This window comes from Corynebacterium sp. H128 (genome assembly GCF_037482625.1).
In the GTDB taxonomy this organism is placed as follows: Bacteria; Actinomycetota; Actinomycetes; order Mycobacteriales; family Mycobacteriaceae; genus Corynebacterium.
This window is the reverse complement of the sequence record NZ_JBBHKW010000007.1, coordinates 66,008-90,301: the sequence shown is the minus strand read 5'-3', so window position 1 is coordinate 90,301 and position 24,294 is coordinate 66,008. Positions and strand designations below refer to the sequence as shown.

Genomic DNA, 24,294 nt, shown 5'->3' with positions numbered 1-24,294 from the left:
AAGCGCCATCGCGCAGCAGCGGTGGGACAAAACCGTGGTCGTCGATAAGCACTGCTCGGAAGCAGAAAAGTTAGCAAATCGGCTGGAATGGAACCTCCAAAAATATCCCCAAAATTCTATGGTCTGGGTCACAGTTCTGCGCTACAGTGCAAGCACATTAGTGACCACCGTCACTGTCTTGACCCGAGCTCCACCCATGAGCAACGACACGCAAGGATTGGTGCACCATGACCTCCGTTATTGACCACAGCCGCTCAGCCCGCGGCTTTTCACTGGAAGACCGCTACACCCGCGAAGAGGGAACTGTCTTTCTTTCCGGCATCTCCGCGCTGGCTCGCATGGTCCGCGACCGCGCTGTGCTCGACCGTAGGCTCGGCCTCAAGACCGGATCCTTCATCTCCGGCTACGAAGGCTCACCCCTGGCTGGCTACGACCTCGAACTCGCGGGCAAGGCTCGCCGCTTCTTGGAGCCGTATGACGTGGTCCACCAGCCAGCGCTCAACGAGGAAATCGGTGCCACCTCGGTCATGGGCTCCCAAATCGCGCAGGTGATTAAGCCTCTCGACGGTGTCACCGGCTACTGGTACGGCAAGGCCCCGGGCCTCGACCGCGCCTCCGACGCCCTGCGCCACGCCAACATGATCGGCACCAGCAAAACCGGTGGGGCCGTGGCCATCGTTGGCGACGACCCCGGCGCGAAGTCCTCCACCGTTCCCTGCGCTTCCGAAATGGAACTCGCAGACCTCTACATGCCGATCCTCTACCCGGCGGACTCCCAAGACATCCTTGACCTTGGCGTCCACGCGGCAATCATGTCTCGTACCTCCGGCCTGTGGACCTCTTTGAAGATTTCCGCGCACGTCGCCGATGGTTCCGCCACAGCCGAGGTGTCCCCAGAACGCATCACGCCGGTGTTTGGTGACCTGGGCGAAAGCCCGCACATCCCGAGTGGCCGTCTGCTCGGAAAAAACCTCATGGACCTGGAGAAGAGCCAGCTCAACGTACGTTTGCCGCGCGCCCTCGAGTACGCACGCCTGAACGGCTTGAACAAGATCGAGGTGAGAACCGGAGATGACCGCATCGGCATCATCGCCGCAGGTAAAACCTACAACGACGTTCGCTCCGCGCTCTCGCGCATGGGTATCGATGAAGATGAGCTGAACCGCCGCGGCATCCGCCTGCTCAAGCTCGGCATGGTGTACCCGATGGAGCGCACGGTTCTCTACGAGTTCATTGAGGGTCTGGATGAGGTCATCGTGGTGGAGGAGAAGCGTGACTTCATCGAAACGATGATCCGCGAGATCCTCTACGATCACCCTCACACCCCGGCGATCCGTGGCAAGTCCAACGAGGATGGCTCCACCTTGTTCTCCCGCTTCGGCGAGCTAGATATTGACTCCGTAACCCAGGGGCTCGCGCATCGCCTCGGCAAGGTGCACCGCATCGAAGCGGCCGAGCGCTGGCTGGAATCCCGAGAAACCACGCGCACCCGCATCTCCCTGCCGCTCGCGCAGCGCACCCCGTACTTCTGCTCCGGCTGCCCCCACAACTCCTCCACCAAGGTCGCGGAGAACTCACTGGTGGGTGCCGGAATCGGCTGCCACGCAATGGTGCTGTTGCAGCCAGAAGCGCAGGTTGGCAACGTCATCGGCGTCACCCAGATGGGCGGCGAGGGCACCCAATGGATTGGAATGGCGCCGTTTGTGAAGGAAAAGCACTTTGTGCAGAATTTGGGCGACGGCACCTTCGACCACTCCGGTTCCTTGGCTGTCCGCGCGGCAGTAGCGGCGGGGGTGAACATCACCTACAAGCTGCTCTTCAACGGCACGGTGGCCATGACCGGTGGCCAGGACCCCGTTGGTGGTAAGTCCCTCACCGAGACGCTCACACTGCTGCAGGCGGAGAAGGTGGCCCGCATCGTGGTCACCACCGATGATGTCCGTGGCACAAAGAAGCGCGTTCCAGCCGGCATCCAGGTGCGCTCCCGCGATGAGCTTATCGACGTCCAGCGGGAACTCGCCGCGGTCCCTGGCGTCACGGTGTTGGTGCATGACCAGCATTGCGCCGCAGAGAAGCGCCGCAAGCGTAAGCGCGGCGAGTTCCCTACTCCAAACAAGCGCGTGGTGATCAACGAGCGCATCTGCGAAGGCTGTGGCGACTGTGGCGATAAGTCCAACTGCCTTTCCGTGCACCCGGTGGAGACCGAGTTTGGCCGCAAGACCCGCATCGACCAATCCACCTGTAACCTCGACTTCTCCTGCATCGAGGGCGATTGCCCCTCCTTCATGACTGTGGATATCCCGAACGCGGGGGAGCGCAAGCAGGGCCTCAACACCGTCAAGCGCATCAGCGCCCCTGAAATCTCCAGCTCCGAGCTTCCGGAACCGGAGATGGAAGTGTCCTTGGATCGCATCGACAGCTACGGCCTGCGCATCACCGGCATCGGTGGCACGGGCGTCGTCACGGTGTCTGCCGTGCTGGCCACCGCCGCGGTTATCGACGGCCTCTCTGCCCGCACCGTGGACATGACAGGCCTCGCGCAAAAGGGTGGCGCCGTTGTCTCCGACGTGAAGCTCTCCCAACACCCGACGGCGCAGGCCTCCAAGGTCGGTGCAGGCGAAGCTGACCTCTACCTGTGCGCCGACGGTCTCGTGGGCGCGGACAGCATCAACCTCAAGGTGACCTCCCCGGAGCGCAGTGTGGCCGTGCTCTCCACGGCGAAGGTGCCTACCGGCGAAATGGTCAAGGACACCAAGAAGGCGTACCCACACCTTGATGACATCGCCTCCCGCATCGGAGAAACAACCAAGCGCCTGGTCCAGCTCAACCCGGTCGCCCTCACGGAGGAGCTCTTCGGCGATTCCAACACGGCAAACATGCTGCTCGTAGGCGCGGCCTACCAGACCGGATCGCTGCCCATCTCCGCGGCTGCGATCGAGCAGGCCATCGAGCTCAATGGCGTCGCAGTTGAGCGCAATTTGCAGTCCTTCCGCCGTGGCCGCCAGGCGGTAGCAGATCCTGCGGAGCTCAGCAGCACCCTCGCAGCGATGCGCCCCGAGGAGAAGCCGCAACCGACGCACACCCTCTCCGACATCATGAATCTGCGCACCTTGGAGCTCACGGAGTACCAGGACACCGCCTATGCCCGTCGATACACGACCCGCGTCGAGGCCATGCACCGTGCCGAAGAAGCCACCGGTCTGGGCACCACGATGCTGGCAGAGTCCGTGGCCCGCTACCTGTACAAACTCTTGGCTTACAAGGACGAGTACGAGGTCGCACGCTTGGCCACCGACCCGACGGTCACCAATGACATCGAGGCCGACTTCGGGCCGGAAGCCCGCGTAAACATCAAACTGCATCCGCCGATCTTGCGCGCAATGGGCATGAACAAGAAGATCACCCTTGGCCCGTGGGCACGCCCGGCGTTGAAGGGCCTGGCCCAGGCTAAGCGCCTGCGCGGCACCCCACTCGATATCTTCGGTATGACGGAGGAGCGTCGCATCGAGCGAGAATTGATCACGGACTACGAGGCCTTCGTGGACGAGCTCATCGCCCACATGGAACGAGGCGTGGATCTGGACTGGCTCACCCGCGCCACCGCTGCCGCGTCGCTACCAGATATGGTGCGCGGCTTCGGCGAGATTAAGTTGCGGAACGTTGCGGAGTACCGTACCGCGCTGGAACAGGCTCGGGCGGACTTGTTCGCTTAGGCTTCGCCGCTTATCGACGTCGATAGGCGCCCGCACTGCAAGAACCCTCCGGCCGACCCATAATAAGGCCATGGCCTGCTCACGTCGCTTGTTTCTGCTGGGGACCGCTTCGACCTTCGCCGGGGCGGTGCTCGCGGCCTGCAGTGCGCAAGAGGAACCGCTGCCCGCGAACGCCATCAAGATCAAAGACGTACCGGTGGGAAGCGCGGTTGAGGTGGGTAACTTCATCATCGCGCAGCCGGAGAAGGGCACCTTCATCGCCTATAGCTCGGAGTGCCCGCATCAGGGCGGCACGGTGAACATTTTTGAAAACGGCAAAGCCCGCTGCCCCGAGCACAATTCTCAGTTTGACCTGAGCACGGGGGAGCGGGTGTGGGGTCCGGCGCGCGAAGACCTCACGCAAGCGAAACTCACCCAGAAGGACAAGGCGCTGTTCGCGGAGTAGTGTCTAGTCGTTCCGGCGGCCGCCGTCCGCGAGCACGCGGCTGCGCAGTGGTTCAACGGCAAGCATTGCGAGGAGGGTGAGCGACCATCCGGCGAGCAAGAACACCGAGGCGTTGAGAAGGCGAGCGGGAACGTTCATGTCCCCGGCGGCGCCGAAGAGCGCGACCATAATGGCCGCACCGACCATAAATCCCACCAGACTTACCAGCATGATCGGCGCCATGACCTGGCCCAACGCGATGCGGAAGTGGAATCCCCGGGGTACGCCGAGATCAGCGAGCGCACGGGAAAGGTCGGCACGTTCGAATACTTCCGCGGCTTGACCTAGGACTATGGATACTGAGGCGATAATGAAGCCAATGACCACGGTGATCATCACGCCGGTGTTCAAGTCACCGAAGATCATCCCGACGTCCGCTTCTTCTTTGAAGAGAGTCGATATGTCGTCCTGCCCCTTAGGGGAGAGAATCAGGACGCCCACCAGGACGCCATAGAAGGCGGTGGTTGCGCTGCGTCGCCAAGCGGATCGCGCGTCGGTAGCTACGCGGCGGGTGGCAACAAAGTTGCTGGTGCCGGGAAACAGCCCGAAAACGCGGAATAGCAGTTGGAGGAGGAAGGGCACACCAACGTTCAGCACGCTAACCATGATGAACAGGACGAAGAACAAGGACACCAAGAATTCGGCATCTGTACTGACGTCCTGCACCTTCATCCATGCGATTCCAGCGATCAGCACAACAACGGCAAGGATCAGGCGCCACCAGCGCAAAGCCCGCGGCATATCCCTCCGAGCGACACCGAGTGGGGATACTCGGACCCGCTGCATCCCCACGTAGGAAGAAAGCAAAGCAAGCAGCAATAAGATCACGGCTACCGTAAGGTACCCCCACCACGGCAAGATGAGTTCCGCAGTGCCCACCTGTTTGAGGTGGAAGGTGAAGTTGCTGCCGAGGGGTGCGGTGAGCAGCGCTAACAATCCGCCCAACACAATGCCTACCACTGCCTGCAAACCTGTTTCTGCGGCTGTCATCGCGGTGATCTGGCGGGAAGACATACCGAGCAGCCTGAGGGCAGCCAAGCGTTGTTCACGCCCCGAGGCCCCCATCACTGCGGCCTGGGAGGTGAGCGAGAAGATCGCGGGGAAGAGAAACGCGCAGGCAATGAAAGCCAGCGCCAAATAGAAAAACATCAAGTCCTCGGTGGAGCGGGACTTATGGACTTCTAATGGAAACTCCGGCACGTGCAAGGTGCGCTGGTAGAACATCCAGGTACCACCAGCGACGATGAACGCGATCCAAGAACAGACGGTCAAGGAAAACACGGCCAGGAAGGCTACGAGGCCGGTGCCGGATCGGGCCTGCAGCGATGCCTTTTGCAGCTTCCAGGACAACGCCAGCGGGTTCATCGCGTCAATCCTCCGATCAGGCGGTCGTCGTGGATGATGCCATCGCGGATCTCGATGCGTCGCTCTAGCCAACCAGCGACCTTCACGTCGTGTGTGACCAGGATCAGAGTAGTGCCACGCTGCCGCACCATCGTGGTGAGCAGCTGCATCATCTCGTGCCCGGTGGTCTGATCCAGTGCCCCGGTCGGTTCATCGGCGAAAATCACATCCGGAGCAGTCACCAACGCGCGGGCCACGGCGACGCGCTGCGCCTGGCCACCGGACATTTTTGCTGGGCGTCGATCTGCAAGGACACCCAAACCTAGCTGATCCAGCAGCTCAACCGCCTGCGAGAAGGCTTGACGTCGTGGCGTGCCATTCAATAGGGCTGGCAGCGCAACGTTCTCGGCGGCGGTGAGTTCGGGGAGCAGCTGGCCGTCTTGAAAGACAAAGCCGAACTTCTTCAACCGGAGGGCGGAGCGGTCGGCGTCGCTAAGCTGCGCGATGTTGCGGCCGCCGAATAGCACGGCACCGGTTGACGGGCGCAGCACCCCCGACATGCAGTGCAGCAGGGTGGATTTGCCAGAGCCGGAGGGCCCCATGATGGCAACGGTTTCACCGGCATCAATGCCCAGGTTGATGCCGGTGAGGACATGGGCACCGCCGAAGGTCTTGGTGAGGTCTTGAAGTGCAAGTAAATGTTCCATGTTTCCTATTTCACCGTCGTGCACCGAAGCATAACACCGCCCTTACCCTGCACTTTTTGGTAGTGCCAGCCCTACCCCCCGGGCGGTTGGGTTCGTCTAGAGTGGGCGGCGTGAAGTGGTTTTCTGCATTCCAGCCTACCGAGGAGGTCTCTGCTCGGCGGATTGCTGAACTGACTGCCTCCCGACGCGCGGTGGCAGATGCTTATGAGATTGAAAGACAGCGCATCGAACGAGACTTGCACGATGGCGCACAACAGTTCCTCGTGTCAGCGATGATCAAGCTGGGGGAGGCGCAACTGGATGCTTCCGGCCCGCAGGTTGAGCTCATTGCAGCGGCGAAGGCGGATGTTGCGGAGGGGCTGAGTGCACTGCGCAAAACGGTGCGTGGCATTCAGCCCCAGGTACTCACTGACCGCGGCCTCGTCGCGGCGCTCAGCAATGTCGCGACCAGCTATGGCCCGCACGTAACGGTGTACGCTCCCCATGAGCTGCCGGAGCTGTCAGCAAGCGTGCTGGCCGCAGGCTATTTCTTCACCACCGAGGCCCTCACCAATGCCGCCAAATATGCGTCGAGGGCCCCAGTCAGCGTCCTGATCACCTCAGACGAGTCGCTGCGCATCTCCGTGGTCGACCAGGGCCCCGGCGGTGCCACGCTTATCGACGGCCATGGCCTCGCCGGCATGCGCGAGCGCCTCGCGGCCTTCGATGCGACTCTGACCATCAGCTCACCCGTGGGCGGTCCTACGAAGGTAGCTGCCGCCATCCCCTTGCTCTTGGACCGCGGACAGCCTGGCTATCGATTGGAACACCCATGAAAATTGTTATCGCCGACGATTCGGCGCTCCTACGTGAGGGGCTAGCCGGCCTGCTCTCTCGACGTGAGCACGAGATTGTCGGGAGCGTAGCCACTGCAACCGAACTGAAGGAACTTGTCAGGTCTTCCGCAGAATTGCCCGACATCGTCATCACCGATGTCCGGATGCCACCCACGATGGGCGATGACGGCCTCCGCGCGGCCGTCGAGTTGCGCTCGGAGTTCCCCCACTTGCCCTTCATGGTGCTCTCCCAGTACGTGGCACCGGCTTACGCCGTGGATCTCTTTTCTTTCGGCAGCCAGCCGGTCGGCGGAACGGGCTATCTGCTGAAGGACCGCGTGGCGGATGTCGCCGAGTTCCTCCGCTCGATAGACATCGTCGCCCGTGGCGGCACAGTCATCGACCCTGAAGTGGCCGCAGCGCTCATGACCGCTGGCCGATCCGGGCTGGGGGAGCTCACTCCCCGCGAGAAAGAGGTCCTCGAGCTCATGTCCCAAGGCCTCTCAAATTCCGACATCGCTAGCGCGCTGTTCGTCTCCGGCGCCACGGTAGGCAAACACGTTGCCAATATCTTTCTGAAACTCCGGCTCGATCCGACCGAAGAAAATCGCAGGGTAAAGGCAATTTTGGAGTACCTTGCCGCCGGGCTGCGCTAGCAAATGTTTCACGTGAAACATGCCCCGCCCGATATGATGGATTTATGCAAGACCTACTGAACCTCGCTGATGATTGGTCGCCGCTGTTCAAGGTTCTGGGGGATCCCTCGCGCCTCAAACTGCTGCTCTGGATGCACTACCGGGGTCCCGGCGCGGCCACCGTCTCCGAATTGGCCGAGGCCACCGGTCTGCGCACCGCCACCGCCTCCGCCGCGCTCAAAAACATGGAAGCCGCCGGGATCATCCGTCCGTCCAAGGAGGGTAGGCAAGTGCGCTACCTGCTTATCGACGACCGCGCCCACGAACTCCTGCACCACCTAGGTGGCACGCACGTGCATAGCCACTAGCTACTGCACGCAAAAACCGCCCCAGCACCGTTCGTTCACGGCCAGCTGCAGCGGTTTCTTAGGGGGTCAACGATCATGATTTCAGGATCATGATGTTGCGAGTGGCAAGAGTGCTACCAGGCGGGTAGAAGACCTCCTACTCTCATAATCATGATCGTGAAATCATGCTCGCCGAGAGGCTACTTTCCAAACACCTCGTCGACAAGCTCTTCCTCGCCCTCCAACGCGGTGGCGCGGGACAGCTTGCCGCCGGCGAACTTGTTCACCATCATCGCGATGGCACCGTCGCCGGTGACGTTACATGCAGTACCGAAGGAATCGATGGCGATGTAGGCAGCAATCATGAGCGCCACTTGACTTTCGTCGAAGCCGAGATCGGACTGCAGCAGACCGACGGCCGCCATGATCGCGCCACCCGGAACACCAGGGGCAGCGATCATCATGATGCCCAGCAGGAAGACGAAGCCCAGCATGTGAGCTGGTGGCATGTCCATGCCGTTCATCCACATGATTGAGAAGGCGAAGAGGGCGATCTTCATCATCGAACCAGAAAGGTGAATGGTGGCACACAGTGGAACCACAAAGCCAGCCACTGCCTCGGAGACACCGTTCTTCAAAGCGGAAGCATAGGTGACTGGAATAGTCGCAGCAGAGGAGGAGGTACCCAGCGCGGTGCCATAAGCGGGAAGCATGTTCTTCAGCGAAGTGAAGGGATTGCGACCGGACACGATGCCCGCCACGATGAATTGCAGCACCAGCACAATCCAGGTCATGATGGTGGCCAGGAGGAGGACCTTGCCGAAGGCGGTCAGGGTAAGCATCAAGTTGCCGTTCATTCCCATGGACAGGAACATGCCGAAGATGAACACCGGCAACAGCGGAATCACAAAGCGCGCGATCACCTTCATGATCACTTCCTGCAGCTCATCCGCCGCAGCGAAGAGGGTGTCGGATTTAACCGCCGTCATCCCCAGGCCAACGGTAAAGGCGAGTAGCAGCGCCGCCATGACTTCCATTGGCGCCGGCATTTCGACCTCAAAGTAAGGCGATAGGGCAGTGGCGTCGATGTCCGCAGCCTCCACCATGGACTGCCCTTTAAGCAACCATGGGTAGACGCTGATCGCGACGACATAGGCCAAGGAGCCCGAAAGAATTGTCGAGGCGTACGCAATGCCGGTAGTAATGCCGAGCCACTTGCCGGCCCCCTTACCCAGGCTGGCGATCGCCGGAGTAATCAAAGCGAAGATCAGGACTGGGACAAAGAAGCCCAAGAAATTGCCAAATAGACCGTTAAACGTGACAAAAACGCGCGCGAGCCAATCTGGGAAAATGAAACTGCAAACGACGCCCAAGACGATAGCGATGAGCACCCGAAACAGCAGAGATCCGGTTAGTTTCTGCACGGAGTAACCTTTCTTAGTAAAATGTAACTCTCTTGAATATAGCTGCTGGCAGCCGAGAGTTAGAATGTTTAGCATGACAATTTTCGCGGTATTACTCCTCGTCCTCGCAGCCGTCGCCATCGTGAGTGGCGTACTGGGGTGGATGAAGAAGCTGCCGGGTAACGGCGTCATCGGACTCAAGGTCCCAGAAGTGCGCCAATCCAAGGAAATCTGGGACGCCGCACACCTGACTGCAGGACCAATGTGGTTCCTTGCTGGCGTGTCGCTCTGCTTCGGTGGCCTCGCCGGTCTGCGTGGCACTGGGATCGGCACCCTTATAGTGATGGCCGTGGCTGTTTTCCTGGCTGCCGTGCTCGCAGGAATTGGTGCGAACAACGGCGCGAAGGTGGCGCATCTTCTTGGCGCCGCTAACAAGGAAACCGAGGGCTGCGATGGGGACTGCAACTGTGGTACGGATGCTGCCGTCGAGAAGCCAGCGGTTGATGTGGCAGCACTGCGCAAGGCGATGGAGCAGCAGTGACCCCCGAATTCATCCTCGACCTGCGTGCCAAGGTCGGCCACACCGAACTGTGGCTCCCTGGGGTCACCGCGATCATTTTGCACGAAGGCCACGTGCTCTTGGTGCAGCGCTCAGATAACGGGCAGTGGACTCCAGTCACCGGAATTTGCGATCCGCGCGAGGAACCACACGAGACAGCCCAGCGCGAGGCCGAAGAAGAAACCGGCGTGCACATCCGCGTCGATCGGCTGCTCTGGGTGCAAGCCGTCGGCCCCGTGCATTACCCCAATGGGGATGTCACCTCCTACACCGATATCGCCTTCGTCTGTACACTGCAGCCAGACTCTCCAACTGCGCAGGTCAACGACGACGAATCCATCGCTGTCCGATGGTTCCCCGTAGCAGAATTGCCCGAGATGAAGCCCCGATTCCTCCACCTCATTGAGGCGGCTTTGACAGGAAAAACGGGATTTGGCTCCCAAAACTAATCCCGCTGTGTTACCGTAGCCCCATGACTTTTTCGATTGCACAGTGGTGGTGGCCCTACTAGCGGGCCCCCTTTGTTGTGATCGAAACGGCCCGCACCGCATCAGGTAGCGGGCCACTTTTGTCTCTCTACCTGTGTAAACCCCACCTAGTAGAGAGCGAACAACAATGCGAAACACCCTTCTTCCAGCGTACTTCGGACAGTTCGGCGGCCAGTACGTTCCCGAGAGCCTCCTCCCAGTACTCGATGAGCTGGAACAAGCTTATGTCGATGCCATGGCGGATCCGAGCTTCCATGAAGAACTAGCGGATCTTTATCAGAACTATCTTGGGCGGCCAACCCCGGTGACGCTGTGCCGCAACCTGGGTACTGAGAATGCCAAGATTTATCTCAAGCGGGAAGACTTGGTGCACGGTGGCGCACACAAGGGTAACCAGGTAGTCGCGCAGGCCTTGTTGGCACAGCGCCTAGGCAAAACCCGACTGATTGCGGAAACCGGGGCAGGGCAACACGGCACCGCGACGGCGATGGTGGCGGCCCTGTTTGGAATGGACTGCACCATCTACATGGGCGCCAAAGACATCGCCAGGCAGCAGCCGAACGTGTACCGCATGAAGCTCATGGGCGCGGAAGTAGTTCCCGTGGCCGAAGAGGAGGGCAATGGCCTGGGCAACGCCATTGACGTCGCGTTGCAGGACTGGGTCGATTCCTACGAGACCACGCACTACTTGCTTGGCACCGCCGCCGGCCCACACCCATTCCCAACCATCGTGAAAGAATTCCAGGCTGTCATCTCACGTGAGTCGAAGCCGCAGATGCTGGAACATACCGGAGCTTTGCCAGACGTGGTGGTTGCAGCCGTGGGCGGCGGCTCCAACGCCATCGGCGCTTTTGCCGAGTACCTAGAAGACGCTGATGTACAGCTCGTCGGTGTGGAACCCGCAGGTGAAGGGCTAGACACTCCGCGTCACGGCGCTCCACTGTGCCGCGGCACCATCGGCATCTTGCATGGTTCTCGGTCCTACGCCATGCTCCACGAAGATGGCAGCGTCGGTGTTTCCCACTCGATCTCCGCCGGACTGGACTACCCGGGGGTGGGACCAGAGCATGCCCATCTGCTGGAGACCGGACGCGCACAGTATGTGGGCGTTACCGACACCCAAGCGCTTGAGGCACTGCAACTGCTCGCACGCAAGGAGGGCATCATCCCGGCTCTCGAGTCCTCCCACGCCTTGGCCTACGCCCTGCAACTGGCGGAACAGGCTACCGAACCAGTGAATATTCTGGTGAACCTTTCCGGTCGTGGCGATAAGGATGTGGACTACGTCCGGACGATTCTGGAAGGCAGTGGGGTCGACGAAGCAATTGCGAAGCTCTCATGACTGTGTCAACCATCCCCTACGAGGATGCGGCCGCAATCTACGCGCGCTACCGCGGGCCGCATACCGCGCTCCTCGAATCTGCTGACCTGCACAAGCGCCCGCTCAAGTCGCTTGCGATCCTCCGAGCTAAAGCCAAGTTGACCTGTATCGGGGACACCGTCACCGTGGTGGCGCTCAGCGCAGGCGGAGCGGAAATCCTGCAGCTGTTGGATCAGCAACTGCGTGCCTACGGCCGCGACGGGAAGTACACTTTCCCGCGTTCGACAGCGCTCGATGAGCGTGACCGCCTCCGCGAACCCAGTTCGCTGCTGCCACTGAAGCTCTTAGAGGATAGCGAGCTGCTGATCGGCGGTTTCGCATTCGATTATCTGGAAACCTTCGAGGATCTCCCGCGGGTACAGGAGGGCCACAACACTTTCCCCGACTTCGAGTTCCTGGTGGCGGAGACGTCGCTGCACATTAACCACGCCACGCAGCGAGCAGAGATTCGGGGCCACATCCCGCCGGAAAGCAACCCGGAGAACAATCCGCCGGCCGAAACGGTACCCGACGCGGTGAGCGATGAGCTTTTCGAGGAGTGGACGCGGCAGCTCCAAGAGCATATCCATGCCGGTGACATCTACCAGGCCGTACCCTCCCGCGCTTTCTACCGTCCCTGCGGCGATGCCTTCGCGGCTTATCTCAGGCTCAAGGACTCCAACCCGAGTCCCTATCTGTTCTATCTGGAAGGGGAGGATTACCAGCTTTTCGGCGCCAGTCCGGAGTCTTCACTGAAGTATGATCCGGTGTCCCGTGAGATCGAGCTGTATCCGATCGCTGGTACCCAACCGCGCGCTGATTCGCCGGAAAAAGACACCCGGCTGGAGTTACTCTTGCGCACCGATGCCAAGGAGATCGCGGAGCACACGATGCTTGTGGACCTGGCTCGCAATGATCTCGCCCGTGTCTGCACTAATCGTCAAGTGACGAAACTAATGGACGTAGATAAGTACTCCCGAGTCATGCACTTGGTGTCCCAAGTGACCGGAACTTTGGCTCCAGACTTGGATGCACTCGATGCCTACCGGGCCTGCATGAACATGGGCACTCTGACGGGGGCACCGAAGATTCGTGCCACTGAGCTGATCCGTGGCCTGGAGGGGGAGCGGCGCGGCAGCTACGGCGGCGCGGTCGGTTACCTGCATCGGGGCGCGATGGATACCTGCATCGTCATTCGCTCTGCCTTCGTCCGCGATGGCCTCGCCGTTGTGCAGGCAGGCGCGGGCGTAGTACGTGACAGTGTGCCCGCCAGCGAGGCAGCTGAGACTAGGCACAAGGCGCGCGCAGTAGTGGAGGCGTTGCAGTGATTGTTCTCATCGACAACTTCGATTCCTTCACGTACAACCTTGTCGACGCCATCGGCGATGCCACCGTCGTCCGAAATACTGTCACCCTGGAACAGCTCCGCGCATTGCGGCCCAGCGTCATCGTGCTCTCGCCGGGACCCGGGCGACCCAACATGGAGCCGATCATCCAGGAATTTAAAGGCAAGGTCCCCATCGTGGGTATCTGCCTCGGCTTCCAAGCGATCCTGGAGCATTTCGGCGGCCACGTCCACGAGGTCGGTCCGGTGCACGGCTTCCGGGACACCCTCACCTCAACGCACCCGCTTTTCGACGGCCAATCCGTGGCCCGCTATCACTCGCTGGGTTGCACCACTTTGCCCGCGGGTCTTGAGCTGCTCGCGGAATGTCAGGGCATCGTCATGGCCGCCCGCTCTACTGAACATTCAATGATCGGCCTGCAATTCCACCCCGAATCCATCCTGACGCCCAACGGGCAGCAGCTCCTCGAATTCTGTTTGGAGTGTTTCACGTGAAACTATACGAATTCCTTGACAACCCCCATCCCACCGTCGAAGAGGCACGCGCCGTCTTCGAACCGCTGACCATCGGCGAATACGAGGACGTGCATATCGCCGCCTTGCTTGCCACCATCCGTACCCGCGGCGAGACGCTGGCAGATGTCACCGGTGCAGCCCTCGCATTCCTGCACGCCGGTCGGCCATTCCCGATCACGGGGGAGGGGATCTTGGACACCGCGGGCACCGGCGGAGACGGTGCCAACACCATCAACATCACCACCGGCGCCTCCCTCCTGGCAGCGGCCGGCGGCTGCACGCTGATTAAGCACGGCAACCGTTCCGTCTCCTCGAAGTCTGGGTCCGCGGACGTGTTGGAAGCGCTCAACATTCCGCTCGACCTCGACGTGGAACGCGCAGTCAACCAGTTCCGTCATGCGAATTTCACCTTCCTTTTCGCCCCTGCTTATAACCCGGCTGTCGCACACGTCCAGCATGTCCGACGCGCGCTGAAGGTTTCCACGCTCTTCAACACGATGGGGCCCTTGCTCAGTCCCGCGCGTCCGGAGCTGCAGCTCATGGGTGTCGCCCGGCCAGAGCAGGGTGAACTCATCGTCCAAACGATGCGTGAACTGGGACGTCGTCGCGCGCTGGTCGTGCACGGTGCCGGCACCGACGAGATCGCCGTCCACGGGCCGACCCGCGTGTGGGAGCTAGCCGACGGCGAGATCCGCGACTACACGGTGACGCCGGAAGAGTTGGGCGTCGGCACGCATGCGCTCTCTGATCTGGCCGGCGGCAATGGGAAGGAAAACGCCCGTCACCTGCGCAAGGTCTTTGCCAATGCAGCGCCCCAGGCACACCGGGATGCGATCGCCGCAAATGCCGGCGCCATGTTCTATCTTGCCGGTAAGGCGGACAGCCTGAAAGCAGGCACAGAGCAGGCGCTGGAGCTGCTGCGAGACGGTACGGTTCAGAATTGGCTCGCTCGCCACGAGGAGGCGGATTATGGTTCTCGATGACATCGTTGCCCAGCGGCGGACACATCTGGCTGCAATAGCGCAGCTAGTGGCAGGTAAAGTGCTCACCCCATCCACCCGCTCGCTAGAGGAGGCGCTGGCGCAGCCGGGCCCGCAGTTCATCATGGAGTGCAAGTCCGCATCCCCCTCGCTCGGGCAGATCCGCGGAGACTACCGGCCGCGCGAACTCGCTGAGGTGTACTCGCGCTATGCCGCAGGCATTTCCGTGTTGTGCGAACCGGAGTGGTTTCATGGCGACTACGCCCACTTGGCTGCTGTAGCTGCGTCGACCCACTTACCGGTGCTGTGCAAAGACTTCATCGTCGATGAGGTCCAGATCCGCGCCGCTCGCTACTTCGGCGCGGACGCGGTGCTGCTGATGCTCTCTGTGCTTAACGACGCCGAGTACCGTGCACTCGCAACCGCAGCTGCCGACTTGGGACTCGATGTCCTCACCGAGGTGGTCTCCGAATCAGAAGCGCAGCGCGCTAATGAACTGGGCGCCCGCATCGTGGGGATCAACCACCGCGATCTCTCTGATCTCAGTATTGATCTCGGCCGCTCGGCACGTCTTGCCCCCTTGCTCGATGCCTCCGTAGTGATAGGGGAGTCCGGCATCCGCTCGAACGCGACGATCCGTGCCATGGGTTTCCTGGACGGCTTCTTGGTGGGATCTCATCTCTCCGGTAGCTCTGACGTCGAGGACGCGGTCCGAGCGCTTGTCTATGGCGAGCACAAGGTCTGTGGCCTCACCCGGCCGGAGGACGCTCAGGCGGCCTTCGCTGCAGGCGCCCGCTATGGCGGTGTGATTCAGGTAGCGGATTCCCCGCGCAATGTTTCACGTGAAACAGTGGAGAGCATCATGGCTGCGGAGCCCGGACTGCACTATGTTGCCGTTAGCCGCACGCTCGACTTCGATCCCACCGGATTTAGCGCTGTTCAGCTGCACAGCACCAATGGCACGCTAGCCGAAGAACGAGAGATGATCGCCCAGGCCCGGGCCACCGGACTCCAGGTGTGGCGCGCCATCGATATGACCCAAGAAGCCGGCCCAATGCTTGCGCTGGCCTTGGCTGGGGACGTCGATAAGCTCGTACTCGATACCGGGAGCGGAGGCACGGGGCGGACCTTCGACTGGTCCGCAATCCCGGCAGAGGTCAAGTCCAAGTCTCTCCTCGCCGGCGGATTAACTCCCGGCAACCTCGTCGCAGCGCTGCAGGTCGAAGCAGCGGGCCTCGATCTCAATTCCGGTTTCGAATTCGAACCGGGCCATAAGGACGCGGCAGCCTTAGTCGCGGCCTTCCACACCATCAAGGAGCACCAGTGATTTTGCCAGCATATTTCGGTGAGTTCGGCGGGCAATACGTGCCCGAGGTGCTCATCCCAGCCCTCGACCAACTCGAAGCGGCCTTCGTGACAGCCCAGAGTGACCCTGAATTCCACACGGAGCTCAATGGACTATTGCGGGACTACTTGGGCCGCCCCACCCCGCTCTATGAATGCCGTAACCTCGGCACCGAAAACGCGCGGATCTTCTTGAAACGCGAGGACCTGGTGCATGGCGGCGCCCACAAGACCAACCAGGTGTTGGGGCAAGCGTTGCTTGCCAAGCGCATGGGCAAAACCCGGATCATCGCAGAAACGGGTGCCGGGCAGCACGGCACCGCCACGGCACTGGCCTGTGCGTTGCTGGGACTCGAATGCGATGTCTACATGGGTGCGCACGATGTGGCCCGCCAGCAGCCTAATGTGTACCGCATGGAGCTCATGGGAGCTCGCGTCATCCCGGTAGACACCGGCTCCGGCACTCTCAAGGATGCAGTCAACGAGGCACTGCGAGATTGGACCGCCACCTTCAACGAATCGCACTACCTGCTCGGTACCGCAGCCGGCCCCCACCCGTTCCCCACCATCGTGCGTGAATTCCACCGAGTTATTTCCACCGAGGCGAAAGCGCAACTGCAAGAGAAGATCGGTGGGCTGCCGGATATGGTGGTAGCGGCCGTGGGTGGCGGTTCTAATGCCATCGGCATCTTTGCGGATTTCATCGATTGCCCAGAGGTGGAGCTGATCGGCGTTGAACCGGCAGGCGAAGGCCTGGACTCCGGCAAGCACGGCGCCACGATCAACGCCGGCAACATTGGCATCTTGCATGGCGCTCGCTCCTACCTGATGCGCACCGCTTCGGGCCAAGTGGAGGAGTCCTATTCGATTTCCGCCGGGCTCGACTACCCGGGTGTGGGACCGCAGCATGCCCACCTGCATGCCACCGGGCGGGCCACCTACGTTGGCATCACCGATGCCGAAGCTCTGGCCGCCTTCCAGCTGCTTGCACAGCAGGAGGGCATCATCCCGGCCCTGGAGTCCGCCCACGCCCTCGCGTACGCCCTGAAGCGTGCAGAGAGCGCTACTGAGCCCACCACAATCCTCGTCTCGCTCTCCGGTCGCGGCGACAAGGACATCGATCACGTCAAGCGCACCTTGGAGGCCAACTAATGGACCGCTACGCACAACTCTTCGCCCAGCCCGGCGGCAAGTTTGTTCCCTTTGTCATGCTGGGCGACCCCGGGCCTGCTGAGTGTCTCAAGATCATCGATACCCTCATCGCGGCCGGTGCGGATGCGCTCGAGCTTGGCATCCCGTTTTCGGATCCGGTTGCGGACGGGCCGACCATTCAACGTTCCCACCTGCGTGCCAGCGCAACTGATGTGCACGTGGCGCTTGACCTGATCGCACAGATCCGGGCCAAGTACCCAGCACTGCCGATCGGCCTCTTGGTCTATGGCAACGTGGCCTTTTCCTTGGGATTCGACGAGTTTTACGGCGCGGTAGCAGCAGCCGGCGCGGATTCCGTCCTGATTCCCGACGTACCAATTCGTGAATCACGACTCTTCCGGGAAGCGGCGCGGCGCCACGGCGTGCAGCAAGTATTCATCGCCCCGCCACACTCCAGCCTAGCGACGCTCACAATGGTGGCGGAGCACTCCGAGGGGTACATTTACGCGGTGTCCCGCAACGGGGTGACGGGCACCGAACGCGAAGCTTCCATGGCATCGCTGTCTGATGTGGTGGCCAACGCAACCACACCTGTGCTGCTCGGATTCGGCATCTCCACACCGGAGCACGTGCGCGCTGCGATCGAATCCGGCGCCAACGGGGCTATCGTCGGCTCTGCGTTGGTCAAGCTCATCGAGCACTATGAGGGCGAAGAACTGCTACTTGAGATGGCTGCCTTCGCGCGCGAGCTGAAGGCTGCCACGGAAAGCCGCTAGCGCCTGGGGCGTCGATAAGCGGGCTGCACTTTGCTTGCTTTTCGACGCCCCTTACCGTGGTTTCACGTGAAACCATCCGCATCTAACCCTTGACAGTGACGTAACGTCACAGCATGTAATAGGGGTGTGCGAATCAAAGAATTGGCTACCACCGTTGGCACCACAGTCCGTACTGTTCGGCACTATCACCAGGTCGGACTGCTGCCGATCCCACGCGGCACTCCGCGAGAATACACCTTTGAGCATTTAGTGCGGCTAACGAGGATCCGGCATCTGGTCGATTCCGGCCTCTCCCTGGCACAAGTCCGCAAACTGATCGAACCTACTTCGGTCAACATCCACGAAGAGCTAGCGGCCACTAAGACCGCAATCGACGAGCAAATCGCCGTGCTGCAGCAACAGCGACAACGAATCGACGAACTCCTTGAGCGCTCGAACGCTGTGGCTCCGAGCGCAATCCCACTTCCACAACGGGTAACCAACTTCTACGTGAAATTGCTAGCGCGCGAAGAATCCCCGGAGCTGCGCAAAGTAATCCACCGCGAACAGCGGATGGTGGAAGTGCTCTCACACCTCGGGTTCCTGGACAGCTTGGAATACCTCTGGCTAGAGCAGCCCTCAGACGAGTACATCGAAGTCGCGCTGCGAATGTTCCGCTCCTTTCACTCGATAAGCAGCATGTCCCCGGAGGAAGCAGAGCAGGAGATCGACGCGATGATGGCCGAGCACATCCGTGAGTCCGGATTCAAACCACAGGATATGCCAGAGATCTTCGAGCGTTTCTTCGCCGTACCCGGCGCCTTCCAACTACTCACTTTGGCATACCCGCACCCCAATCAAAAGCTTTACATCAGCAAGTTCATAGACACCTATCTAGGAGGACATAGTGGACACCATTAACATCACAGACCTGACTGTGGAATTCGGAAATTTCCGTGCCTTGGATGGCCTTTCAATGGCCGTCGATAAGGGCAGCATTCACGGCTTCCTCGGACCTAACGGCTCCGGAAAGTCGACCACGATCCGCACCCTCCTCGGCCTGCTCCACCCGAAGTCAGGATCCGTGAGTGTGCTAGGGGAGGACCCGCGCGCTCACCCCGAGGTACTCAAGCGGGTGGGCTATGTGCCCGGCGACGTCACGCTCTGGCCCGGCCTCACCGGTGCCGAGACTTTCCGCGCGCTGGAGAGTCTCCGCGGGATACCGAGCAACCGCAGCAGGGAGGCCGAGCTTATCGACGCCTTCGACCTCGATCCCACCAAGCGAGCCAAGAGCTACTCCACCGGCAACCGGCGCAAGGTCTTGTTGGTGGCGGCGCTCAGTATCGACGCCGAGTTGCTCATTCTCGATGAACCAACCGCTGGCTTGGATCCGCTCATGGAACGGGAATTTCAAAATCAGCTCCGTTTGGAACACGATCGAGGGGCTGCAGTATTGCTATCTAGCCACATTCTCAGTGAGGTGGAAGCCCTCTGCGATTACGTCACTGTGATTAAACAGGGTAGGGCAGTGGAATCCGGCAAAATCGAGACTTTACGCGAACTCGCCGGCCACCGAGTCTCCGCAACAGTCAGCGGCAGGCACATCGTAGAAACCCTCCCCGAGAGCCAAGTCGGTAGCCTCCTCGAGCAGCTGCTGCGCCAGGGGGCGAGCAACATCTCCGTCACCACGGCCAGCTTGGAGGAGACCTTCCTCAAGCACTACGCGGACAATGAGGTAGTGAAGTGAACGCCTTAAAGTATGCCCGAATCCAACTCCGACTCAATCGAACATTCCTACTTGCATGGCTTCTCCCATTATGGTCAATACCTGCAATGTTCCTTCCCGCCTATTACAGCTACTATCCCAGCTTGGAATCTCGAGCTGGACTAATTCAAGGCATGCAACTTAGCCTCGGCATGCGCGCCATGTATGGCAAGCTCTACAGCCCCGGCACGCTCGGACAGCTCATGGCATGGGAAGGCGCCGGTTGGATAGTCATTCTCAGTTGCGTGATGATGGTCCTACTCACTTTCCGCTGTTACCGTCGAGCCGAGGGATCCAGCCTCGGTGAGCTTCCCCGCGCCACCGGCATTCGAAAGCTCGATATCGCAGGGGGCACGCTGCTGCTGCTCGGCGGAGTCGCCTTCACTTTGGGCGCCGGAATCACGGCGGTCTTGCTGGCGTTGGGGTCCTACTATGGAGAAATTTCCACCTCTGGCGCCTTCGCCTACGGTACGGCTGTTGGCCTGGCGGCTCTTGGTACTGGTGTACTCAGCGGCGCCCTCAGCCTGCTATTGGCCTCTGAGCACTCACTGACTCGAGTTGGGATGCTCACAGTCGGGGCGGGCTTCATGTCGCGTGCTTTTGCTGACATCAAAGGCTTGGACTTCTTCAACTGGATCACCCCCTTAGGCTGGTTTGGTCTCGTGCGGCCCTTTACTGAAGACCGCTGGTGGGTGCTCCTCACAGTCGCAATTGTCACTGCCACTATTGCCGTCCTATGGCTCCTGGGGGAGCGGGACCGAGTCTTCGGCATGGGTATTCTCCCGGTGGGAGAAAATCACGCCCCCAAACAACGCCAAATTGAATCCGGCTGGAAACTCAGGCGCATTTTAGATCGAGGCTTCCACTACACCTGGGTTATCACAGGCTTCACCCTAGCCGCCTTTATGACCAGTCTTAGTTCCTCCGCCAATGACATGCTCGGCGAGGACGAAACCACAGGGAAGATCTTCAAAGATATGTTCGGGGACGCTGACCTCGAAGCCGCATTCTTGGTCTACATGGCAGACTTTCTTGGGATCATGTTGGGAGTCGCGGCCGTAGCCAGCGTCCTGAAGATCCGGGCGGAGGAGCGGGATCGCCACGTGGACCTTCTACGCTCCAGAGGCATCAAGCGCGAGCTGCCCATGCAATTGCAGGCGGCCAGCAGTATTGCGTTCATCCTGAAGATCATCCTCGCCACAGTATTCGGTAGCATCCTCGGGGTGCTAGCAGTGTCGAAGCATCCTGAAGAAATGTGGCAGCTTGCAGCGTCTGCCAACGCCTCCCAGGTGGCACCCATGCTGGCGCTAGCAGGTCTCACAGCTCTTTTGATCGGACTGTGGCCACAGCGATCCTGGGTGGCCTGGCTTCCGGTGATGTACTCCGGAACTGTCACTATCATCGCTCCGCTGTTTAAGGCACCACAGTGGCTGCTAGAGAGCTCCGCATTCGGCCACTCCATCCACACCGATGACACCTCGGCCTGGCCTGCCTGGATCGTATTGCTCGTGGTAGGGGCAGTATCCTTCGTTCTAGCGTGGGTCTTTGCCGCTAAGCGCGCCATCACCTAACCCACACTCGCTATTGGCCGCAGAGCCCCGGGAGAGAGCATACTTAGAGGTATGACTGACTCCCAGGGTTCCTTTTCTTGTAATCGTCGGATGTTCCTCGTTGCCACTGCCACGACCTTCGCTGGCGCCGTGCTCGCTGCCTGCGGCCAAGGCAAAGGCAAAGTCGAAGGAATTGCCGCGAGCGATGTCCCGGTCGGAAGTGCGATCGAGATAGACGGTTTCATCATCGCCCAGCCCACCGCAGGTTCTTACCGCGCCTACAGCGCCACATGCCCACACCAGGGCGCCCTGATTGAAAAGTTCCACGAGGGAACTGCCATCTGCACCAAGCACAACTCGGTGTTCAAACTGGAAGATGGCAGCCCGATCTCCGGACCTTCACGGGGTGCCCTCATGCCTGCGAAGCTCTCCGCCGAAGGGACTCAACTCAGCGTCCAGAAGTGATGTTTCACGTGAAACATCACGCGAGGAACTTCGCTTAGCGCCAGGCCCCGCGGGCGTAGCTAGCGGGATATCCAATCTCTTCCGCTGAAGCCCCCAGTTCATGAGCCGCTCGCAGTGGCCAATTCGGGTCTCGCAGTGCGGCGCGCCCAATCAGTACCGCATCCACATCACCGTTCTGCAAGTAGTCCTCAGCCTGCTGCGGCTCAGTAATCAGCCCCGCACCTGCGGTGATGATCCCCGTTGCGGCGCGGATCTTGGCTGCCAACTCCGTCTGATAGCCAGGTGCCACTGGGATCTCCGCTGGCACCAGACCACCACTGCTCACGGAAAGTACATCAACGCCGGCCTGCTGCAAGAGCTTGGTCAGCTCAATCGTTTGGGAGAGGTCCCAAGAGGCCTGGTCAGACATCCAATCCGTAGCAGAGACCCGAACCAAAAGCGGCATGCCTTCTGGGATCGAATCGCGGACGGCAGCGATGACGTCGAGAAGCAAGCGCGTGCGGTTGGCAAAGGTGCCGCCGAAGTCATCGATCCTGGTGTTGGACAGCGGAGAGAGGAACTGATGCAAGAGATAGCCATGGGCGGCATGAATCTCTACGGCATCGAACCCCGCCGCCACTGCATGGCGAGCAGCGGCGGCAAACTGCTGAGGCAGCCCGAGGATCTCCTCATGGGTCATTTCCCGTGGCGTCTCCAGCCCCTCCATTGCAATCGCGCTAGGGGCGAGTGTTTCCCAGCCGCCTTCTGCTGGCGGCATGGTTCCCGCCGGAAATCCAGGAAGAGCAGGGTAAGTGGATGCTTTCCGGCCGGCATGCCCGATCTGGAGCGCCATTTTGCTGCCTTGTTCGTGAGCAAAGGAAACGATCGGGTGCCACTTGAGAATGTGCTCTGGGGACCAGATTCCCGCGTCACGGTTGCTGATCCTGCCTTCCGGCGCGATGGCAGTCGCCTCTGCAATGATGAGGCCGAACCCTCCCGCAGCACGAGCACCATAGTGCATGAGATGCCACAGGTTCGGCGTCCCGTCGAGCGTGTCCACTTGGTATTGGCACATCGGCGCGAGCCAGACGCGATTTTTGATTTCCAAATCGCGAATGGCAATAGGTTCAAGAAGATTCATAAGTCGCTATTTTATGCTGACAAGCCAAGAAAATCTTAATGGTTTCACGTGAAACAACCATGGGTTCTTCCTAGACTGTCGGTATGCCCAAGTTGTGGAGAATCAAAAAGCCCAAGATAGACGTGCTCATCGTGCTGATCATCCTCGCGGTGGTCGTCGCCATCATCGCGCCAGTATCGGGCCGAAATGCCGAGCTGTTTTCCATCGCCACTTCTATCGCGATCGCCCTGCTCTTCTTCCTCTACGGCGCGCGGCTGTCACCCGCCGAGGCATTCGAAGGATTCAAACACTGGAAGTTGCACCTCACTATCCTGGTGTTCACTTTCGTTGTGTACCCGCTCATTGGACTAGCGATGATGCCGCTCCGCGACATCCTGCCCTCCGGCATGTATGACGGCATCTTGTATATGACACTCGTGCCCTCCACCGTCCAATCCTCGGTCGCCTTCACCTCGATCGCCGGCGGAAATGTAGCCGGATCCATAGTCAGCGCTTCGGCTTCGAACCTGATCGGAGTGATCCTAACCCCACTGTTGGTGATGCTGACTATGCAGGCCGGGGGAGGGGTGACGGTAGACAGCGGTGTCTTCATCGACATCGCAGTGCAGCTCCTCCTGCCATTCATACTCGGCCAGCTGGCACGAAAATGGGTGAAGGGGATCGCCGCCCACAAGGCAACTAAGGTGGTCGATCGCGGCTCAATTACGATGGTGGTCTATTCCGCCTTCTCCGCCGGAATGGTTTCGGGCGTATGGCAGTCTGTCACCGCAATGCAGATCATCGGTTTGGCGCTGTTCTCGATTTTCTTGGTGATATCCATGCTGGCCCTCACCCGATGGATCGCCGGCTTCCTCGGCTTCAATCAGGCCGATCGCATTGCAATCGAGTTCTGTGGCTCAAAGAAGTCCCTTGCCACCGGCCTCCCCATGGCTTCAGTGATCTTCGGCACGGGCAGCCTCGGCATGCTGATTCTTCCCCTCATGATCTACCACCAGCTGCAGCTGATGATTTGCTCTGTGCTTGCCTCTCACTACGCACAAAGAAGATTGCTCGACTCCTAACAACTTGCACTCGGCAGCCACTCCGACGCACACTAGGTCACGTGAACATGATCCACGTGAAAACCACATTGCGCGTCCCGGGAGTGGCTGTTGTCATTCATCTCGCGGAGCTGGAGCCTCTCGAGGGCTCGCCACTATGCCGCCCCGTACGTCTGCTGGAGGCTACCGCGGAGGGCAGCATTACGGGCGCTTTTCGACGCGCATCGGCGCAGCACCCCGCAGCCTGCGTCAACATGTCCAGCCCACCCCAGCAGTTGATCCCGCATCCAGACTCCTGGGGTCAACTCGAGGACATCGAAACTGAGATGATTTCGGCCGAAGAATTCGCTGCGCTCTGGCTGGAAGCGGAGGCTAAACTACCCCTACACTAAAGCGTCACGTGACGA

At 60.5% G+C, this 24,294-nt stretch carries 24 protein-coding genes; 20 read left to right on the top strand and 4 right to left on the bottom strand.

Annotated elements, in window-relative coordinates; all coding sequences use genetic code 11:
- Positions 1-227: 227 nt before the first annotated feature.
- Together WG915_RS07805 and WG915_RS07800 are read left to right on the top strand one after the other, a co-directional pair.
- Entirely contained in the window at positions 228-3,713 is a 3,486-nt protein-coding gene (locus tag WG915_RS07805) for an indolepyruvate ferredoxin oxidoreductase family protein (RefSeq protein ID WP_339564818.1), read from the top strand.
- 70 nt (positions 3,714-3,783) lie between these two features.
- Positions 3,784-4,158, top strand: a complete 375-nt coding sequence (locus tag WG915_RS07800; protein ID WP_339564817.1) for a Rieske (2Fe-2S) protein — start codon at positions 3,784-3,786, stop codon at positions 4,156-4,158.
- A gap of 3 nt (positions 4,159-4,161) precedes the next feature.
- On the opposite strand, the gene WG915_RS07795 is transcribed toward WG915_RS07800, so the two are convergent.
- Both WG915_RS07795 and WG915_RS07790 read right to left on the bottom strand, forming a co-directional pair.
- Positions 4,162-5,562, bottom strand: a complete 1,401-nt coding sequence (locus WG915_RS07795; RefSeq protein ID WP_339564816.1) for an FtsX-like permease family protein — start codon at positions 5,560-5,562, stop codon at positions 4,162-4,164.
- The gene (locus WG915_RS07790) at positions 5,559-6,248 is read right to left on the bottom strand and encodes an ABC transporter ATP-binding protein (protein WP_339564815.1); all 690 of its coding nucleotides are present in this window, start codon (positions 6,246-6,248) and stop codon (positions 5,559-5,561) included. Before WG915_RS07790 ends, WG915_RS07795 begins: the two co-directional genes overlap by 4 nt.
- A gap of 110 nt (positions 6,249-6,358) precedes the next feature.
- On the opposite strand from WG915_RS07790, the gene WG915_RS07785 reads away from it, so the two are divergent.
- Genes WG915_RS07785 through WG915_RS07775 form a run of 3 tightly spaced genes read left to right on the top strand, consistent with a single transcriptional unit; the run spans position 6,359 to position 8,066 of the window.
- Positions 6,359-7,063: a sensor histidine kinase gene (locus WG915_RS07785; protein WP_339564814.1), complete on the top strand. Its 705-nt coding sequence runs from the start codon at positions 6,359-6,361 to the stop codon at positions 7,061-7,063.
- Positions 7,060-7,719, top strand: a complete 660-nt coding sequence (locus WG915_RS07780) for a response regulator transcription factor (protein WP_339564813.1) — start codon at positions 7,060-7,062, stop codon at positions 7,717-7,719. The genes WG915_RS07785 and WG915_RS07780 overlap by 4 nt, the downstream gene beginning before the upstream one ends.
- 44 nt (positions 7,720-7,763) lie before the next feature.
- Positions 7,764-8,066 (top strand): ArsR/SmtB family transcription factor, encoded by a 303-nt coding sequence (locus tag WG915_RS07775; RefSeq protein ID WP_339564812.1) that lies wholly within the window; start codon positions 7,764-7,766, stop codon positions 8,064-8,066.
- A 179-nt stretch (positions 8,067-8,245) separates the two neighbouring features.
- Here WG915_RS07775 and WG915_RS07770 read toward each other — a convergent pair whose 3' ends face one another.
- On the bottom strand, positions 8,246-9,469 hold the full coding sequence (locus WG915_RS07770; RefSeq protein WP_339564811.1) for a dicarboxylate/amino acid:cation symporter: 1,224 nt from the start codon (positions 9,467-9,469) through the stop codon (positions 8,246-8,248).
- A gap of 73 nt (positions 9,470-9,542) precedes the next feature.
- Here WG915_RS07770 and WG915_RS07765 point away from each other — a divergent pair, with 73 nt between their 5' ends.
- The 13 genes from WG915_RS07765 to WG915_RS07705 all read left to right on the top strand — a co-directional run bounded on the left by WG915_RS07765 (position 9,543) and on the right by WG915_RS07705 (position 21,727).
- Positions 9,543-9,989 carry an SdpI family protein gene (locus WG915_RS07765; RefSeq protein ID WP_339564810.1) on the top strand — a complete coding sequence of 149 codons (447 nt, stop codon included), beginning with the start codon at positions 9,543-9,545 and terminating at the stop codon, positions 9,987-9,989.
- Positions 9,986-10,456, top strand: coding sequence for an NUDIX hydrolase (locus WG915_RS07760; RefSeq protein WP_339564809.1), 471 nt, complete (start codon positions 9,986-9,988; stop codon positions 10,454-10,456). The genes WG915_RS07765 and WG915_RS07760 overlap by 4 nt, the downstream gene beginning before the upstream one ends.
- Before the next feature lie 166 nt (positions 10,457-10,622).
- Entirely contained in the window at positions 10,623-11,837 is a 1,215-nt protein-coding gene (gene trpB / locus WG915_RS07755) for a tryptophan synthase subunit beta (protein ID WP_339564808.1), read from the top strand.
- Complete coding sequence (locus WG915_RS07750; protein ID WP_339564807.1) at positions 11,834-13,183, top strand: chorismate-binding protein; 1,350 nt, start codon at positions 11,834-11,836, stop codon at positions 13,181-13,183. The genes trpB (WG915_RS07755) and WG915_RS07750 overlap by 4 nt, the downstream gene beginning before the upstream one ends.
- Complete coding sequence (locus tag WG915_RS07745) at positions 13,180-13,695, top strand: anthranilate synthase component II (protein WP_339564806.1); 516 nt, start codon at positions 13,180-13,182, stop codon at positions 13,693-13,695. The genes WG915_RS07750 and WG915_RS07745 overlap by 4 nt, the downstream gene beginning before the upstream one ends.
- A complete protein-coding gene (gene trpD / locus WG915_RS07740) occupies positions 13,692-14,699 on the top strand; it encodes an anthranilate phosphoribosyltransferase (protein WP_339564805.1) in 1,008 nt (335 codons plus the stop codon). Before WG915_RS07745 ends, trpD begins: the two co-directional genes overlap by 4 nt.
- Complete coding sequence (trpCF, locus tag WG915_RS07735) at positions 14,686-16,023, top strand: bifunctional indole-3-glycerol-phosphate synthase TrpC/phosphoribosylanthranilate isomerase TrpF (RefSeq protein ID WP_339564804.1); 1,338 nt, start codon at positions 14,686-14,688, stop codon at positions 16,021-16,023. The genes trpD and trpCF overlap by 14 nt, the downstream gene beginning before the upstream one ends.
- On the top strand, positions 16,020-17,192 hold the full coding sequence (gene trpB, locus WG915_RS07730; RefSeq protein ID WP_339564803.1) for a tryptophan synthase subunit beta: 1,173 nt from the start codon (positions 16,020-16,022) through the stop codon (positions 17,190-17,192). The genes trpCF and trpB (WG915_RS07730) overlap by 4 nt, the downstream gene beginning before the upstream one ends.
- Positions 17,192-17,968, top strand: coding sequence for a tryptophan synthase subunit alpha (gene trpA, locus WG915_RS07725; RefSeq protein ID WP_339564802.1), 777 nt, complete (start codon positions 17,192-17,194; stop codon positions 17,966-17,968). Before trpB (WG915_RS07730) ends, trpA begins: the two co-directional genes overlap by 1 nt.
- A gap of 126 nt (positions 17,969-18,094) precedes the next feature.
- Positions 18,095-18,868: a MerR family transcriptional regulator gene (locus WG915_RS07720; protein ID WP_339564801.1), complete on the top strand. Its 774-nt coding sequence runs from the start codon at positions 18,095-18,097 to the stop codon at positions 18,866-18,868.
- A complete protein-coding gene (locus tag WG915_RS07715; protein ID WP_445227810.1) occupies positions 18,852-19,694 on the top strand; it encodes an ABC transporter ATP-binding protein in 843 nt (280 codons plus the stop codon). The genes WG915_RS07720 and WG915_RS07715 overlap by 17 nt, the downstream gene beginning before the upstream one ends.
- A gap of 122 nt (positions 19,695-19,816) precedes the next feature.
- Positions 19,817-21,283, top strand: a complete 1,467-nt coding sequence (locus tag WG915_RS07710; RefSeq protein ID WP_339564799.1) for a hypothetical protein — start codon at positions 19,817-19,819, stop codon at positions 21,281-21,283.
- A gap of 90 nt (positions 21,284-21,373) precedes the next feature.
- Positions 21,374-21,727 (top strand): Rieske (2Fe-2S) protein, encoded by a 354-nt coding sequence (locus WG915_RS07705; RefSeq protein WP_339564887.1) that lies wholly within the window; start codon positions 21,374-21,376, stop codon positions 21,725-21,727.
- Between the two features lie 34 nt (positions 21,728-21,761).
- Here WG915_RS07705 and WG915_RS07700 read toward each other — a convergent pair whose 3' ends face one another.
- The gene (locus WG915_RS07700) at positions 21,762-22,847 is read right to left on the bottom strand and encodes an NADH:flavin oxidoreductase/NADH oxidase (RefSeq protein WP_339564798.1); all 1,086 of its coding nucleotides are present in this window, start codon (positions 22,845-22,847) and stop codon (positions 21,762-21,764) included.
- Positions 22,848-22,930: 83 nt separating this feature from the next.
- Between WG915_RS07700 and WG915_RS07695 the strand changes: the two genes are divergently transcribed.
- Complete coding sequence (locus tag WG915_RS07695) at positions 22,931-23,908, top strand: bile acid:sodium symporter family protein (protein WP_339564797.1); 978 nt, start codon at positions 22,931-22,933, stop codon at positions 23,906-23,908.
- A gap of 47 nt (positions 23,909-23,955) precedes the next feature.
- The gene (locus WG915_RS07690; protein WP_339564796.1) at positions 23,956-24,279 is read left to right on the top strand and encodes a hypothetical protein; all 324 of its coding nucleotides are present in this window, start codon (positions 23,956-23,958) and stop codon (positions 24,277-24,279) included.
- Positions 24,280-24,294: the final 15 nt, after the last annotated feature.

Excerpts from the sequence above, each read along its gene's own strand:
- WG915_RS07805 (WP_339564818.1), top strand. The coding sequence starts at position 228 with ATGACCTCCGTTATTGACCACAGCCGCTCAGCCCGCGGCTTTTCACTG.
- WG915_RS07800 (WP_339564817.1), top strand. The coding sequence starts at position 3,784 with ATGGCCTGCTCACGTCGCTTGTTTCTGCTGGGGACCGCTTCGACCTTC.
- WG915_RS07795 (WP_339564816.1), bottom strand. The coding sequence starts at position 5,562 with ATGAACCCGCTGGCGTTGTCCTGGAAGCTGCAAAAGGCATCGCTGCAG.
- WG915_RS07790 (WP_339564815.1), bottom strand. The coding sequence starts at position 6,248 with ATGGAACATTTACTTGCACTTCAAGACCTCACCAAGACCTTCGGCGGT.
- WG915_RS07780 (WP_339564813.1), top strand. The coding sequence starts at position 7,060 with ATGAAAATTGTTATCGCCGACGATTCGGCGCTCCTACGTGAGGGGCTA.
- WG915_RS07775 (WP_339564812.1), top strand. The coding sequence starts at position 7,764 with ATGCAAGACCTACTGAACCTCGCTGATGATTGGTCGCCGCTGTTCAAG.
- WG915_RS07765 (WP_339564810.1), top strand. The coding sequence starts at position 9,543 with ATGACAATTTTCGCGGTATTACTCCTCGTCCTCGCAGCCGTCGCCATC.
- trpB (WP_339564808.1), top strand. The coding sequence starts at position 10,623 with ATGCGAAACACCCTTCTTCCAGCGTACTTCGGACAGTTCGGCGGCCAG.
- WG915_RS07750 (WP_339564807.1), top strand. The coding sequence starts at position 11,834 with ATGACTGTGTCAACCATCCCCTACGAGGATGCGGCCGCAATCTACGCG.
- trpCF (WP_339564804.1), top strand. The coding sequence starts at position 14,686 with ATGGTTCTCGATGACATCGTTGCCCAGCGGCGGACACATCTGGCTGCA.
- trpA (WP_339564802.1), top strand. The coding sequence starts at position 17,192 with ATGGACCGCTACGCACAACTCTTCGCCCAGCCCGGCGGCAAGTTTGTT.
- WG915_RS07705 (WP_339564887.1), top strand. The coding sequence starts at position 21,374 with ATGTTCCTCGTTGCCACTGCCACGACCTTCGCTGGCGCCGTGCTCGCT.
- WG915_RS07700 (WP_339564798.1), bottom strand. The coding sequence starts at position 22,847 with ATGAATCTTCTTGAACCTATTGCCATTCGCGATTTGGAAATCAAAAAT.
- WG915_RS07695 (WP_339564797.1), top strand. The coding sequence starts at position 22,931 with ATGCCCAAGTTGTGGAGAATCAAAAAGCCCAAGATAGACGTGCTCATC.
- WG915_RS07690 (WP_339564796.1), top strand. The coding sequence starts at position 23,956 with ATGATCCACGTGAAAACCACATTGCGCGTCCCGGGAGTGGCTGTTGTC.